At 48.9% G+C, this 14,652-nt stretch carries 16 protein-coding genes; 13 read left to right on the forward strand and 3 right to left on the reverse strand.

Annotated features, from left to right (window positions below; genetic code table 11):
* Positions 1-162 precede the first annotated feature (162 nt).
* On the reverse strand, positions 163-1,572 hold the full coding sequence (gene uxaC, locus CPY98_RS03225) for a glucuronate isomerase (RefSeq protein WP_043490882.1): 1,410 nt from the start codon (positions 1,570-1,572) through the stop codon (positions 163-165).
* 629 nt (positions 1,573-2,201) lie between these two features.
* Here uxaC and CPY98_RS03230 point away from each other — a divergent pair.
* The 12 genes from CPY98_RS03230 (at position 2,202) to CPY98_RS03285 (ending at position 10,722) form a co-directional block, all read left to right on the forward strand.
* Positions 2,202-3,497 carry an MFS transporter gene (locus tag CPY98_RS03230; RefSeq protein WP_043490884.1) on the forward strand — a complete coding sequence of 432 codons (1,296 nt, stop codon included), beginning with the start codon at positions 2,202-2,204 and terminating at the stop codon, positions 3,495-3,497.
* A gap of 201 nt (positions 3,498-3,698) precedes the next feature.
* Entirely contained in the window at positions 3,699-4,472 is a 774-nt protein-coding gene (gene exuR / locus CPY98_RS03235; protein ID WP_040046220.1) for a transcriptional regulator ExuR, read from the forward strand.
* Between the two features lie 286 nt (positions 4,473-4,758).
* Entirely contained in the window at positions 4,759-5,154 is a 396-nt protein-coding gene (gene crcB / locus CPY98_RS03240) for a fluoride efflux transporter CrcB (RefSeq protein WP_025799091.1), read from the forward strand.
* A 295-nt stretch (positions 5,155-5,449) separates the two neighbouring features.
* Positions 5,450-5,941, forward strand: coding sequence for a hypothetical protein (locus tag CPY98_RS03245; protein ID WP_231899431.1), 492 nt, complete (start codon positions 5,450-5,452; stop codon positions 5,939-5,941).
* Positions 5,942-6,023: 82 nt separating this feature from the next.
* Positions 6,024-6,701 (forward strand): DedA family protein, encoded by a 678-nt coding sequence (locus CPY98_RS03250; RefSeq protein ID WP_040046218.1) that lies wholly within the window; start codon positions 6,024-6,026, stop codon positions 6,699-6,701.
* Between the two features lies 1 nt (position 6,702).
* A complete protein-coding gene (mzrA, locus tag CPY98_RS03255) occupies positions 6,703-7,104 on the forward strand; it encodes an EnvZ/OmpR regulon moderator MzrA (RefSeq protein WP_038501963.1) in 402 nt (133 codons plus the stop codon).
* A gap of 262 nt (positions 7,105-7,366) precedes the next feature.
* The gene (locus tag CPY98_RS03260) at positions 7,367-7,756 is read left to right on the forward strand and encodes a DUF1090 domain-containing protein (protein ID WP_025799099.1); all 390 of its coding nucleotides are present in this window, start codon (positions 7,367-7,369) and stop codon (positions 7,754-7,756) included.
* 136 nt (positions 7,757-7,892) lie between these two features.
* Positions 7,893-8,198, forward strand: a complete 306-nt coding sequence (locus CPY98_RS03265; protein WP_004846778.1) for a YqjD family protein — start codon at positions 7,893-7,895, stop codon at positions 8,196-8,198.
* Complete coding sequence (locus tag CPY98_RS03270; protein WP_043490890.1) at positions 8,198-8,599, forward strand: phage holin family protein; 402 nt, start codon at positions 8,198-8,200, stop codon at positions 8,597-8,599. Before CPY98_RS03265 ends, CPY98_RS03270 begins: the two co-directional genes overlap by 1 nt.
* Entirely contained in the window at positions 8,596-8,889 is a 294-nt protein-coding gene (locus CPY98_RS03275) for a YqjK-like family protein (RefSeq protein WP_096386336.1), read from the forward strand. The genes CPY98_RS03270 and CPY98_RS03275 overlap by 4 nt, the downstream gene beginning before the upstream one ends.
* 320 nt (positions 8,890-9,209) lie before the next feature.
* The gene (locus CPY98_RS03280) at positions 9,210-9,605 is read left to right on the forward strand and encodes a DoxX family protein (protein ID WP_025799105.1); all 396 of its coding nucleotides are present in this window, start codon (positions 9,210-9,212) and stop codon (positions 9,603-9,605) included.
* A gap of 136 nt (positions 9,606-9,741) precedes the next feature.
* Complete coding sequence (locus CPY98_RS03285; RefSeq protein ID WP_096386338.1) at positions 9,742-10,722, forward strand: glutathione S-transferase family protein; 981 nt, start codon at positions 9,742-9,744, stop codon at positions 10,720-10,722.
* Positions 10,723-10,968: 246 nt separating this feature from the next.
* On the opposite strand, the gene CPY98_RS03290 is transcribed toward CPY98_RS03285, so the two are convergent.
* Positions 10,969-11,832 (reverse strand): YjjW family glycine radical enzyme activase, encoded by an 864-nt coding sequence (locus CPY98_RS03290; RefSeq protein WP_096386341.1) that lies wholly within the window; start codon positions 11,830-11,832, stop codon positions 10,969-10,971.
* The gene (locus CPY98_RS03295; RefSeq protein ID WP_046449730.1) at positions 11,804-13,366 is read right to left on the reverse strand and encodes a YjjI family glycine radical enzyme; all 1,563 of its coding nucleotides are present in this window, start codon (positions 13,364-13,366) and stop codon (positions 11,804-11,806) included. Before CPY98_RS03295 ends, CPY98_RS03290 begins: the two co-directional genes overlap by 29 nt.
* A gap of 446 nt (positions 13,367-13,812) precedes the next feature.
* Between CPY98_RS03295 and deoC the strand changes: the two genes are divergently transcribed.
* Entirely contained in the window at positions 13,813-14,592 is a 780-nt protein-coding gene (gene deoC / locus CPY98_RS03300) for a deoxyribose-phosphate aldolase (RefSeq protein ID WP_043490900.1), read from the forward strand.
* The last annotated feature ends 60 nt before the right edge of the window (positions 14,593-14,652 follow it).

Consider the following 14,652-nt stretch of genomic DNA (forward strand, 5'->3'; position numbering starts at 1 on the left):
TATACCCTTCATACTTCAAGTTGCATTTGCGTTGGCTTTCCTCGCTCACCCTAGTCACTTACTCAAGTAAGCTCCTAGGGATTCACTGCGTTGCCGCCTTCCTGCAACTCGATTTATTGTGGGTATAGAAAAAAAAGGGGCGGCTAAACCGCCCTAGGATAATTACAACTCAATCGCAAAATAGTTTTTGGCATTATCGAAGCAGATGTTTTTCACCATATTACCCAGCAATTCGATATCTGCCGGTGCTTCACCATCGGCCACCCAACGTCCAATCATTTGGCACAGAATGCGACGGAAATATTCATGACGGGTGTAAGACAGGAAGCTGCGGCTATCGGTGAGCATGCCAACAAAGCGGCTCAGCAAACCCAACTGGGCGAGTTGAGTCATCTGGCGTTGCATACCGTCTTTCTGATCGTTGAACCACCAGCCAGAACCGAACTGCATTTTCCCCGCCATGCCTTCGCCTTGGAAGTTACCAACCATGGTGCCGATGACTTCGTTATCGCGTGGATTCAGGCAATAGATAATGGTTTTGGCTAGGCCACTAGAGCGGCTTTGCGCATCGAGCAAGCGAGAAAGAGCAAAGGCCACCGGCGCGTCATGGATAGAGTCAAAACCGATATCAGGGCCAACGGTTTCAAACATGCGAGAGTTGTTATTACGCAGTGCGCCAATGTGGTATTGCTGCACCCAACCGCGCTTATGGTATTCGGCACCCAAGAACAGCAGTACGGCCGTTTTAAACTGGGCAACTTCTTGCTCAGTTGGCATTTTGCCTTCTAGGCGGCGGGTCAGAATGCCGTTCAATGTGGTTTCGTCGGCTTCGCCGTACATAACCACATCAAGTGCGTGGTCAGACACCTTGCAGCCATGTGCGGCAAAGTGGTCCATCCGGATTTTAAGCGCATCGCAGACATCGCTGAACTTACGGATATCAACGTCAGCCGCGGCGCTCAGTTTTTGCATATATTCTGGGAAGATCGCGGCATCAATGTTAAATGCTTTATCTGGACGCCAGCTCGGTAGCACTTTGACGTCAAAGCTGCTGTCTTCCGCGATGATTTTATGGTGGCTCAGATCGTCAATAGGATCGTCCGTCGTCCCAACCATTTTGACATTCATTTGCTTCATGATGCCGCGAGCGCTGAATTCTTCGCGCTCTAGCAGCGCATTACAGCGATTCCAAATGTCGTCTGCCGTTGCGCCAGAGAGCAGGGTGCCGGTAATGCCAAATGGGCGACGCAATTCTAGGTGTGTCCAGTGATAAAGCGGGTTACCAATGGTATGAGGAACGGTTTCAGCCCATGCTTGGAACTTCTCACGATCGCTTGCGTCACCGGTGCACAGGCGTTCGGCAACGCCGTTGGTGCGCATCGCACGCCATTTGTAGTGGTCGCCTTTCAACCAGATGTCATACAGGTTTTTAAACCGATAATCCTGTGCAATTTGCTCAGGAGGGAGATGACAGTGATAGTCAAAAATTGGCTGTTCAGCCGCGTACCCGTGGTACAGACGGCGCGCAAACTCGGTATCAAGCAAGAAATCTTCGGTTAAAAACTGCGACATAATCGGGTTCCTCAGGAGCGTAACGCTTCGGTGAGCTATTCTTTTGCGGCTAAAGTTATCACACCAATTATGGCGCTCGTCCAGAACTTTTTCCGCGATTAGCCTAATGAAAGCGACAAAACAGAATAATTACTCAGCACTTTCGCTTATGAAGCCACTTTTCTGCGTGGCTAAAGTGTGTGTTTATTATTCCTTAATCCAAAAATGGTTTTTGTGATGGCTCTCAACTTTTAAATCTGTATGACAAGTTATCTTAGCCACCGCTGCGAAATGAGTATTGCCCTAACCAATCATGAGCAGTGGTTTGACCAATATCTATTTACCAAGCACCAGAAAACCAATTCAAAGTCGGAACAGGAACGTCCGAACTTTCCATCTAGAGCCGTAGTTTTAGAACCACAGCGCAGATGAATAAGGTAGATGCGTACCTCACACGTAACGCTATCACCGTTTCAATATGGAGAGTTATTACGCGGCGCAGTCACAAGCGCGGTTCATTGCAGCCTTGCACACATCGCCAAAGGCGTTCCACAAGGCAGAGTTCTAAGCCCAAACAATTTCAAGGTGTCGGAAGTCGGCCAATGCTGATGTCGCTTGAAGGTTACGGGATATACTGGGAGAGAGTTTAAATGCGTAAAATTAAAGGCTTACGCTGGTACATGATAGCCTTGGTTACCGTGGGGACTGTATTAGGTTACTTAACTCGTAACGCCATTGCCGTTGCTGCGCCGACCTTACAAGACACCATGCATATCACCACCCAGCAATACTCTTATATTATTGCTGCGTATTCTGCGTGTTATACCATCATGCAGCCTGTTGCGGGCTACGTGCTTGATGTGCTGGGAACGAAGGTGGGTTATGCACTGTTTGCCATCCTGTGGGCGGTATTCTGTATGGGGACCGCATTAGCCAGTAGCTGGGGTGGTTTGGCTATCGCACGTGGTGCGGTGGGTATGGCTGAAGCCGCGATGATCCCTGCTGGGCTGAAAGCCTCTTCCGAATGGTTCCCGGCGAAAGAGCGTTCTATTGCCGTTGGCTACTTTAACGTAGGTTCATCGATTGGTGGGATGATCGCGCCTCCATTAGTGGTATGGGCTATCGTGGCACACAGCTGGGAAATGGCCTTCATTATTACCGGTGCACTCAGCCTGATTTGGGCAATCTGCTGGTTAATCTTCTACAAACACCCGAAAGACCAGAAAAAACTGTCTGATGAAGAGCGTGATTACATCCTGAATGGTCAGGAAGCACATCACCAAACCAACAACGCTAAGCGTATGTCTGCATGGGAAATTCTGCGTAACCGCCAGTTCTGGGGTATTGCCCTGCCACGTTTTCTGGCTGAGCCTGCGTGGGGGACTTTCAACGCCTGGATCCCGCTATTCATGTTTAAAGCTTACGGCTTCAACCTGAAAGAAATTGCGATGTTTGCTTGGATGCCAATGCTGTTTGCTGACGTTGGTTGCGTGCTGGGCGGCTATTTGCCTCCGCTGTTCCAGAAATATTTCAAAGTAAACCTGATTGTTTCGCGTAAGTTAGTTGTCACCATGGGGGCGGTTCTGATGATTGGCCCTGGCATGATTGGCTTGTTCACCAGCCCTTATGCGGCAATCGCTCTGCTGTGTGTCGGTGGTTTTGCTCACCAGTCTCTGTCTGGCGCTTTGATCACGCTATCTTCCGACGTCTTTGGGCGTAATGAAGTGGCGACGGCCAACGGCTTGACCGGGATGGCCGCATGGACCGCGAGTACCATGTTTGCTCTAGTCGTCGGGGCATTGGCAGATACCATTGGCTTTAGCCCGCTGTTCGCAGCATTAGCGGTCTTCGACCTGCTGGGCGCACTAGTCATCTGGACGGTGCTGCAAAACCGTACGGCGGAAGAAGTTGAGGCTGCATCGGGTCATCAGAAAGCAACGGTGTAATTTATTTGATGTACTAACGGTTTAGCTTATCGACCGTATCCTTAAAATCCGCCGTTTATCGGCGGATTTTTTTATCTGCATTTTTCCCTATCACCAGAGCGTTGGGCTCTCTGGTGCCCATATTGGAAAAGTGGTATAACAGATTTAAATCTGCATGTATCACAGCCTTTGCCCACTCTTAACCTTAATAGAGCACCATAAATGGAATTCACAGAACCCAGAAGACTGTACCAACAGTTAGCCGCAGAGCTGAAACAGCGCGTCGAATCAGGCGTTTACCCTGTGGGTGAGAAACTGCCAGCCGAGCGTTATATCGCCGAAGAGATGAACGTGAGCCGCACCGTGGTTCGCGAGGCTATCATCATGCTGGAGGTTGAGGGCTATGTTGAGGTGCGTAAAGGTTCGGGCATCCATGTCATCAGCAATCAGCCAAAAACGCTGGTTCAGCCTAATCGCAATATTCAGTTTGCGAGCGCAGGGCCGTTTGAACTGCTGCAAGCACGCCAGCTGATTGAAAGTAATATTGCCGAGTTTGCGGCCACTCAGGTCACCAAGCAGGATATTGTGGCGCTGATGGAAATTCAGGAACATGCGCGTCAGGAAGATCGTTTCCGTGATTCTGAATGGGATTTGAAATTTCACGTACAGGTCGCTTTAGCGACGCAGAACTCGGCCATGGCAACTATCGTCGAGCAAATGTGGAGCCAGCGTATCCATAATCCGTATTGGTTAAAGCTTCATGAACATATCGACGATGTGTCGATCGAAAGCTGGTGTGAAGACCACGACAAGATCCTCAAAGCGTTGATGCGTAAAGATCCCTACGGCGCGAAAGTGGCGATGTGGCAACATTTGGAAAATACGAAGCAAATGCTTTTCCAAGCGACCACCGATGACTTCGAGTTTAACGTCGATCGCTATCTGTTTGCCGAAAACCCCGTGGTGCATTTGGACGGCGTAACCAACGCCAAATGATTTCACCTAAGTGATTGTGCGTTGTAAAGAATCGTTGGCTTAATCTATAATTCAATCGGTGATGGTGCTCCACCGTTGGTTGCTCAATTCTCGGCAACTAAAAACCGCCAAAAGAGTTCTCTCTTTTCGCTGATGACGCCTGGCAGAAGTTTGAGTTTTATTTCTCTGTTTATTCAGAGCGATAGCGCTTGGCTGCCGGGCTGAAATCCTCTCCCTGTGGTTAATCAAATCGCCTCTGCTGACAGTCTTCATCTATAACATGCTTGTTATTATCAAGGAGCACGCCATGAGCTATGGCCTAACACTACTGATTGTTGCCTTTGGTGGCGCCGTGGGAGCTATTACCCGTTTTCAAATCACCAACTGGTTCAACGGTTGGTTTGGGAATTCATTTCCTTACGCCACGCTGACGGTGAACGTTGTGGGGTGCTTTATCATGGGGTTATTGGTTGCGGCGCTAAATACTGGCACGCTAATTTCTCCTCATTGGCGTCCACTGATTGCGGTTGGTTTTCTGGGGGCGTTAACCACTTTTTCTACGTTCTCGTTTGATACCTTGGCGCTGTTTACTCAAGGATTCTGGCTGCGGGCAGCCATGAACGTTATTTTGAATCTGGTGCTGTGCATGATTGCGGTTGCTGCAGGCTATGCGCTGCTGAGCCGTGGCTCTATGCCCGGTTAATCAGTATCAGTCTGTCTAGCCGTGTTTATTGAGAACGTAGATTTATTGAGAACAAATAGGTAAACACGGCATAGTTCATTGATCATACTAATACCTACTTTTTTCCCTTCTGGTTTTCTTTTCTTGAACCTCGCGGAAACCAGAGGCAAATAAGCACCTATATCGCTCAATTCGTCGCGATAAATGCGTATTTTCTGCTGTTTCCTAGACGGTGATTTTGCTACAGTTAGCCGACTTTTTTCTGCATATGTCTGGAAGCAACAAAATATTGAAGCGTCTTTCGTCTGCCACCGTTATGTTACTGTTGTTATGCTGGGTCAGTGTGGCCTCTGGCAAGCAAACGGCTTGGCATTCGCACAATGCGAATCACTATGCTATTCCAGCCTACGTTGTTAAAGCAGATAGCGATTTAGGCGAAATATTCACAGATAGTTTGTCCATGTCGGTCATGCAACCGTCAGATGAACCAGCGCAATATCTTTCTCGTAAATCGAATGCGCGGAAGCTGGCGGCGCTACTGCGCCTCCATATGCAAACAGGTTCAGAACAAGGGCGAATGCTGCCTAAGTTACCGGATGCTCCTCTACCGCTGCGCGCGGAAATTCCCTATTTTGAAGCTTCTCGACAATATAGCGGCGAGAGCGTTTCTCTTGCTCTATTACGAACATTACAGCTTCCCCCGCATCAAAATCGGCTGGGTGGCTGGAAAGAGAGTAATATTCTATACAGAGGCAAGCTGACGTATGACCAACCGGATGCCAAGCGCACGTTGGTTAACTTTAGCTAGCTCCCTGACTCCATCGTCCTTTGTGACGTCCATGAGATGAGCTGGCGGATGGACCTTCCGAATTTTCAGTTAGGAATACTCGATGGATATGATTAACGAATTGATACATGCCCTGTGGCAACAGGACTATGAAACACTGGCGAACCCATCGCTGGTGTGGACGATTTACGGCATTTTGTTTGTGATTTTATTTCTGGAAAATGGTTTGCTGCCGGCGGCCTTTTTACCGGGCGATAGTTTGCTGATCCTCGTCGGCGTGCTGATTGCTAAAGGCACCATGGGCTTTGGCATGACCATCTGTGTTTTGACCACTGCGGCCAGCCTCGGCTGCTGGGTGGGATATATCCAAGGACGATGGTTGGGGAATACCAGACTGGTGCAAAAGTGGCTTTCTCATCTTCCTGCGCATTATCATCAGCGCTCGCATCATCTGTTCCATAAGCACGGCCTTTCGGCGCTGCTGGTTGGGCGTTTTCTTGCTTTCGTGCGTACGCTGTTGCCGCTGATCGCGGGTCTTTCTGGTTTAAGCAGCACTCGCTTCCAGTTCTTTAACTGGATGAGCGGTTTCCTGTGGGTCATTATTTTGACAACGCTAGGCTATGTGCTGGGCAAAACCCCGCTGTTCCTGCGTTACGAAGACCAGCTGATGTTCCTACTGATGATGCTTCCGCTGGTACTTCTGGTGGTGGGATTGGTGGGCTCATTGGTCGTGTTATGGCGTAAAAAACATACAACGACACAGCCTGAGCAAAGGAAATAACGTGACTCTGCTACTTATTCAGCGGCTTGGATGGAAGCGTGCTTTACTGCTTTTGGTATTGATCGTCGCTGCATTTGCATGGTGGGTTGTGCCACATTTGGTGCACAAAGAAACCACGCTGCAAATCAGCGCGACGCAGTCTGGTTTAGCGACGCCCGATGGTTTTTTTGTCTATCAGAAACTCGATGAGCACGGCATCAGCATTAAAAGCATCACGCCAGATGGAAACGGCTTGCTGGTTCATTTAGCTAAGCCTGAACAGCAGGATGAGGCAATGCACGTGTTGCAGACGGTGCTGCCGCGTGGCTATAGCATTGCGTCTAAAACGCATCGGCGCACGCTATTCCAGTCAGCCGAAAGTGACGTCAAGGATCCTCCCAGGCAACCGAGACTTAGCAGCTAAACATTAAAAACAGAGCCTTATGGCTCTGTTTTTGTTTTTAAGGATTGTCTGATTTTTCGATTATCGGCTCCCATTTTTGACTGCAAAGCACCTATTATTTAATGATAGTGATAAGTAATCGTTAATAATTGCAGGTTATAGTTATAACGGTCGGGCGCACTCCAGTGACGAGGTTATGCGTATCGAACCCAAGGCTTGTTTCAATGATACAAAGACATATGTCCCCGGAGTGGGGCACTTTTAAACTCAATAAGGACTTTTCATGACATTCAAAAAAACCGTACTTTTAGCTGTGACCGTTGCTTCTTTGGGCATGATGAGCGCGGCCGCTAATGCGGCGGCGGTGACCTGCGCGAGCAAGCAGCAAAGCATTGAAGAGCAGATCCAATACGCCCAACAGCACAACAACACACATCGCGTTGCCGGTTTGCAGAAGGCGCTTAGTGAAGTGAAAAGCAACTGCACTGAAGCTGGGCTACGTGCCGATCTGCAAAAGGACGTAAAAGAAAAACAGCAGAAAGTTGCTGAACGTCAGCAAGAACTCAGCGAAGCTCAGCAAACCGGAAAAACTGACAAAATCAGTAAAAAAGAGAAAAAACTGGTCGAAGCTCAAGACGAGTTGAAAGAGGCGCAGCAGGCGTTAGGGCAGTAATTAACGTCAGTAAAATGCCGAGTTTTTTCATACCAAAAACGGCAGATACAGAAGGATATGTGGCAATTACCTTTGCGCTCATGGAAAAAGCTCGCTATGTTAAAAGACCATATCAGTAAAGTTAAGGAGTCTAGGAATGGCTAACGATTCAACTTCCGAGCAATTACGTGCCGAACTGAAGTCCCTCGCCGATACCTTAGAAGAGGTTCTGAATTCTTCTACCGACAAGCCGAAGGCCGAGCTGGAAAAAATCCGCGCGAAAGCTGAAAGCGCGTTGCAAGGTAGCCGTGCGCGCTTGAACGCGGCCGGTGAGAAAGTGGCTGCACAAACCAAAGAGATCGCAGATCGTGCAGATAGCTATGTTCATGACAATCCTTGGACTGGCGTTGGCATCGGCGCAGCGGTCGGTGTGGTGCTAGGCGTTCTATTGGCTCGCCGCTAATGCCTGCTGATAACACCACTTCTCAGGGCCCCGCTCGCGGGGTTCTGAGTACCGCTCAGCGCATTGTCACCATTATTGTTGGCATGGTGGAAACTCGGCTGCGTTTGGCCGTGGTGGAGCTGGAAGAGGAAAAGGCTAACGTTATTCAATTGCTGATGATGGCAGGCATTACGCTGCTGTTTACGGCATTTGGTTTGATGACGTTGCTGGTTCTGCTTTTCTGGGCAATTGATCCGGCCTATCGCTTGATGGCTTTGGGGATCACCACCGCAGTTTTACTGGGTCTAGCATTAATTGGGGCAATTTGGACTATCACCAAAGCTCGAAGATCAACGTTGTTAGGAGCCACTCGGCACCAGCTAGAAATTGACCGAGAGTTACTGGAAGAGGATCGCAAGTGAGCCGTAATCGTCAAGAACTCGCCTTAGAGAAAGCGCGTCTGCTGCGTCAGGTTCAGCAGCAACGTCTTGATTTAGCTGGTGAGCGTCGTACATGGTTACAGCTCACGGCGAAATTCGACCACCGTGTTTCGGCCGTGATGCGGTTACGCAAATTTATGCTGCTAGGCTCAAGCCTACTGGCGCTATATGGCGCTCGTCATCCGGCTAAAACTGCTCGCTGGACGCGTCGTGCATTCAGCGTATGGGGCGTTGTTAAAGTAGTACGCAAAGCGTTTTACTCAAAAGTCTAACTAAATTCCGCTCTCTTCAGACCTATAAAAACCCCACAAAAATCCTGCGCATTTATCTAAATTAAAAGTAATAACTTGCGAAATCACTCGCGTGCTATCTTTTAACTTATTGTATTTGATTATTTTCTTATAACTTTTTGACTTCAGTTTTTTTGAAGAATTCCAGCAATTTTACTCGCTAACACTCCTTCATGCTTTGTCCTAGTATTAGCCCATCGAGAGAAACGCGCTCCACAATATGGCTAACGCCACATGGATTGCACGCCTCACACCGAATAGCGCTGCATAAGCGGCAACATCAAATTGTCTGGAGCATGAAAATGAGCAACAAATTAGAAAATATCGCACTGCTGGCCGCCCGTATCCTGATGCCAATCCTGTTTATTTCAGCGGGTTGGGGCAAAGTGACTGGCTACGCTGGCACACAGCAATACATGGAAGCCATGGGCGTTCCGGGCGCACTGTTGCCGCTGACGATTCTGTTGGAGCTGGGTGGTGGTTTAGCCGTTCTGTTCGGTTTACTGACTCGCACTACCGCACTGTTTACCGCAGGCTTCACGATTCTGACCGCGTTCCTGTTCCATTCGAACTTTGCAGATGGTGTTAACCAACTGATGTTCATGAAAAACCTGACTATCGCTGGTGGCTACTTGGTTCTGGCCGTTGCAGGCCCAGGCGCATTCAGCATCGACCGTTTACTGAACAAAAAATGGTAATGACTTACCTTTCTACAGCTCGAATGATTTAGAGTAAAAAGGGCTATAGTGAGATAGTAAAGGGGCGAACACGCCCCTTTATGCTTTGGTATAAAGTCACTTCCCTGCAAATGATGGGGCACAATCAGGAGGATTTATGGGACAACTCGTTGACGGTATCTGGCAAGATATCTGGTATGACACCAAATCTACCGGTGGACGTTTTAAGCGTTCAAACGCGCAATTCCGTAACTGGGTCACTTCTGATGGATCTGCTGGCCCAAATAATGAACCGGGATTTAAGGCAGAAAAAGATCGCTACCATCTTTATGTCTCTTTGGCCTGTCCGTGGGCACATCGCACGTTGTTAGTCCGCAAGCTCAAGGGGCTGGAAACGCTGATACCTGTTTCCGTGGTCAGTCCGCTGATGCTGGAAAATGGTTGGACGTTTGAGCGCTCCTTTGCTGCCGCGACCGGTGACGAACTCTATCACCATGATTTTCTCTACCAGCTTTATCTACAGGCCGACCCGCACTATACCGGACGCGTCACTGTCCCTGTACTGTGGGATAAACAAACTCAAACCATCGTCAGCAATGAATCTTCAGATATCATTCGTATGTTTAATACGGCGTTTGATGATTTGGGCGCAAAGCCGGGTGATTTTTATCCGTCGGAATTGCGTGCTGAGATTGATGAGCTCAATAGTTGGGTTTATGACACCGTTAATAATGGCGTCTATAAAGCAGGGTTTGCGACGTCGCAAGAGGCCTATGATGAAGCCGTTAGCGCGGTATTTGCCTCATTAAATAAGCTGGAAAACATTCTTGCCCGTCAGCGTTACTTAACCGGTGAGCGTTTAACCGAGGCCGATCTTCGTTTGTGGACGACGTTAGTGCGTTTTGACCCAGTATACGTGACGCATTTTAAATGCGATTGGCAGCGGGTCAGTGACTATCCGAATCTGTATGGATTCCTGCGTGATATCTATCAGATGCCGGGTATTAAAGAGACGGTCAATTTGGAACACATCCGTAATCATTATTATCGCAGCCATAAAACCATCAACCCAACGGGCATTATTTCGATCGGGCCAAGGCAAGATCTTGATGCTCCGCACGGCCGCGATAAGCGTTAAAAAAAGCCCTGCAAAAGCAGTAACACCTTTCACTTAAGTGTGATTTTAGGGGAAGTACACCGATGGGGTCGTAGCAGCTTTAGCTGCCGACAACTTTGCTTGGAGCAAAGTTGAACAACGCTTTAGCGTTGGCCCTCTGGGAGGAACACAGGGATGTGTTCCTTAACCGCCCCGCGGTGTGCTAGCCCCGTGTATCTCGATCTCTTAAACGAACGGCGTTATGCACAAGCAGGGCTTTTTGATTTCTCATAAATACAGCGCAGGGCGGATAATTTGCTTTACGCCACGCTGGGCAAGCGCGGTGGCAAGCGTTTCAATATCTTCTTTTGTGGCACTTTGCCATGCTTGTGCATCACCGCGAACACCATGATGATGAAAGGCGTTGAGGCGTACAGGAATATCACCGAGCGTGGTAATAAACTGCGCTAATTCATCAATATGTTGCAGGTGATCGCTATGCTGTGGGATCACCAGCAGGCGCAGCTCGCTGAGCTTGTCATGTTTTGCCAACCACTGAATGCTTTGTTTGACCCTTTGATTATCTCGCCCCGTCAACGCTATGTGGCATTCGCTGCCCCACGCTTTAAGATCAATCATGGCACCGTCCATCCATGGTGCGATTTTCTCCCAGCCAGTCGTGGATAATTCACCGTTACTGTCGATTAGGCAGGTTAAATGCTTGAGCGCTGGCGTGGATTTAATCGCGGTGAAGAAGTCACATAAAAACGGCAGTTGCAGCGTTGCCTCACCGCCGCTAACCGTGATGCCATTGATAAACAGCGCATTGCGTTTTACCTGTGCCAAAAGAGAATCTACGCTGTAGCGCTGCACCATTGGGCTGGATTGGCGTGTGCAGGTTTGCAGGCAGGTATCGCATTGCTGACAGGCTTTCTCATCCCAACGCACACGCCCATCTTCCAGACGTAATGCCTGATGAGGGCAGGTCTCTACACAGTCGCCGCAGTGGTCACAAAGACCAATCGTGTAAGGATTGTGGCAATTCTTACAGTTTAGATTGCACCCTTGCAGAAAAATGGCCAAGCGACTGCCTGGCCCATCGACGCAGGAGAACGGTAAAATCTTACTTACCGAAGCGCATCGATTGCTCATGGCTAATCACTCGTGGCTGGCGTTGCATGATCCCGGTATTCTTGGCCGCTTCCTCTCCTAACCACGTGGTATTTAGTCGTGAGCCTTCCACATTGAATTTTTCAATATCAGACAGACGCACCATGTAGCCGGTGATACGAACCAAATCGTTACCGCAGACGTTGGCGGAAAACTCACGCATACCGGCGGCAAAACCACCGAGGCAAAGCTGCATCATGGCTTCAGGATTGCGCTTGATGGTTTCTTCCAGCGTTAAGATGTCGCTGATGCCCGATGTGTAATGCGCATGGTGAGGGGCCACGGTCATCAAATGGGTAACGGGATCGGGTTCTGTGCCGTAAGGAATTCGAGCGCCCGGCGTGGTGCCAATGTCAGAGCTAATACCCGATTGGGCATGCAGCATGGCACGCTGTTTCCAGCCGTGTTTAACCGGCGTTTGTGCCACAAACTCGGCCAGTTGTTCACTGATACGATAGCCAAGCTGATTCGCCTGTTCGCTTTCGCCGTAAACACCCGGTAAACCGTCTTTCTCCTGCAAAATATTCACCGCTTCCGCTAACGCATAAATCCCAAACATAGGCACAAAGCGCTGAGGATCGATTAAACCTTCTTTTACCAAGAAGCTTTGCTCAAAGAAATGCGATTGGTTGTAGAGGAAGTCGGTTCGAGCATCAATAATATTAATTTGCTGGCGACAATAATACGGTAGCTGGCGGGTAAAGAAGTCCTGTGAAGACTCGCTGCGTAACGCAATCTGCTTCAAATTAATACGAACTAGCGTGTTTCCGCCGCCGGCAAGTGGCAGAGAATTGTAACAGCTGACGATACCGTAGCCGCCTTTTGTGAAAATATTATCATGCACAGGGCCGTTGGCGATGTGAGGCTTACTGCATTCACAAATGTTTTTGGCCGCCTGAAGTAACAAAGATTCAGGTGTAATTTGTGGATCGTAGATAAACGTGAGGTTAGGTGCAACCTGCTTTAGCTCGGCGTCTACGCGTAAAATCAGGCGAGTCAGTAGGTTATCGTTCGGCCCAATGTTGGCATGCATAAAAGCATCTGGCAAAGTGCGATCCAGGTAACGCCAGAAACGTTTTATGCGGATATATAATTCGTTTTCTGTTAGAATTCCAACATAAGGCAGCAGTAGGCTGTCTAAATGGCCGAGAAATACCGGCATAGAGGTAACGGAAGGGACATGGTGGTACAGGATGCACAGCATATTGAGTGCGTCGTCAAAATCCTGCGCTGGTTCCAGTTCCAGATATTCGGAGCCCTGTGACAAAAACTTGACGTAATCCGGCAGAACGTAGCGTGGTTTGTACGGCGCATGTCCTTCAAACATATCGCAAATGACGTTCTCATCCAGTGCCTGACGGGCTTCTGGTGGTAGATTGGGATACGGTAGAGCGTTCTCGGCCTCTAGAGCCAAAAAGTGACGTTTTTGCTCTGGAGACAGCGTTTCGCTGGTCGCAATTTGCTGGCAGCGCTGTAGGAAAGCAGGTAGTACAGAAGTATCGGTGGAATTCGTCATAACGCCTCTCCGCGGGCAATAGTGCTGTTTTATCGTCATTCTAAAGAGGATAAGCCAGCGATCTATTGATCCTGATATAGGCCATGAGAAGGTAATGCGTTTTTCATCCATATAAGAGGTTATTTCGTGATGTTAATCACATATAATCTCGAGTTGTTACAGTTGGTTTTTCATCTACTGTGACGATGAGCACAAATGTGACGGAGGGTTTGTGTTCAAATAGTAACATATGATGTTGACCATGAAGGGCCACATGCGGTGAGATGGATCTCAGTTGCTTTCCGGTCAGAATGACGGAACAGAATCTTCAAGGAACCAAGTCCGCTCGCCAACGTATTGGGATACCTTCAAGGCTTTCGCGTTTATCGTGAACTGTGAAGCCTCCGAGCCCTAAATCATTGTGTCTGAATCTAGGCAAAGCCAGTTCAGCCCAGTTGGAGAGTAAAATGACTGATTTAAAAGTTGCTGCAAAACGTGCGTTACAGTTGATGGATTTGACCACCCTGAACGAAGACGACACCGACGAAAAAGTGATCGCTCTGTGCCATCAGGCAAAAAGCCCAGCTGGTAACACCGCAGCAGTTTGCATCTATCCACGTTTCATCCCAATTGCGCGTAAAACTTTGCGCGAGCAGGGCACTCCTGAAATTCATATCGCTACCGTGACTAACTTCCCGCACGGCAATGATGATATCGCTATTGCACTGGCAGAAACCAAAGCGGCTATCGCTTACGGCGCCGACGAAGTTGACGTGGTATTCCCATACCGCGCGCTGATGGCGGGCAACGAGCAGGTTGGTTTCGACATGGTTAAAGTCTGCAAAGATGCCTGTAACGAAGCTGGCGTATTGCTGAAAGTGATCATCGAAACTGGCGAGCTGAAAGACGCTGCGCTTATCCGTAAAGCATCTGAAATCTCTATCAAAGCGGGTGCTGACTTTATCAAAACCTCTACCGGTAAAGTACCAGTTAACGCCACGCTGGAAAGCGCAGAGATTATGATGACCGTGATCCGTGATATGGGCGTAGCCAAAACCGTTGGCTTCAAGCCTGCTGGTGGCGTTCGTACCGCTGAAGATGCTGCAGAATATCTGGCTCTGGCGGGTCGTTTGCTGGGTGATGACTGGGCTGATTCGCGTCACTTCCGTTTTGGTGCTTCCAGCCTGTTGGCAAGCCTGCTGAAAACGCTGGGCTACGATGCTAAAGGCACCGGCAGCGCTTACTAATTCAGTTTTTGTCTAACTGTTTGTCGCCGCGGCGGTTTCGTCGCGGTGATACTTATTGTT

It is taken from the genome of Hafnia sp. CBA7124 (genome assembly GCF_002355555.1).
GTDB classification, from domain to species: Bacteria; Pseudomonadota; Gammaproteobacteria; order Enterobacterales; family Enterobacteriaceae; genus Hafnia; species Hafnia alvei.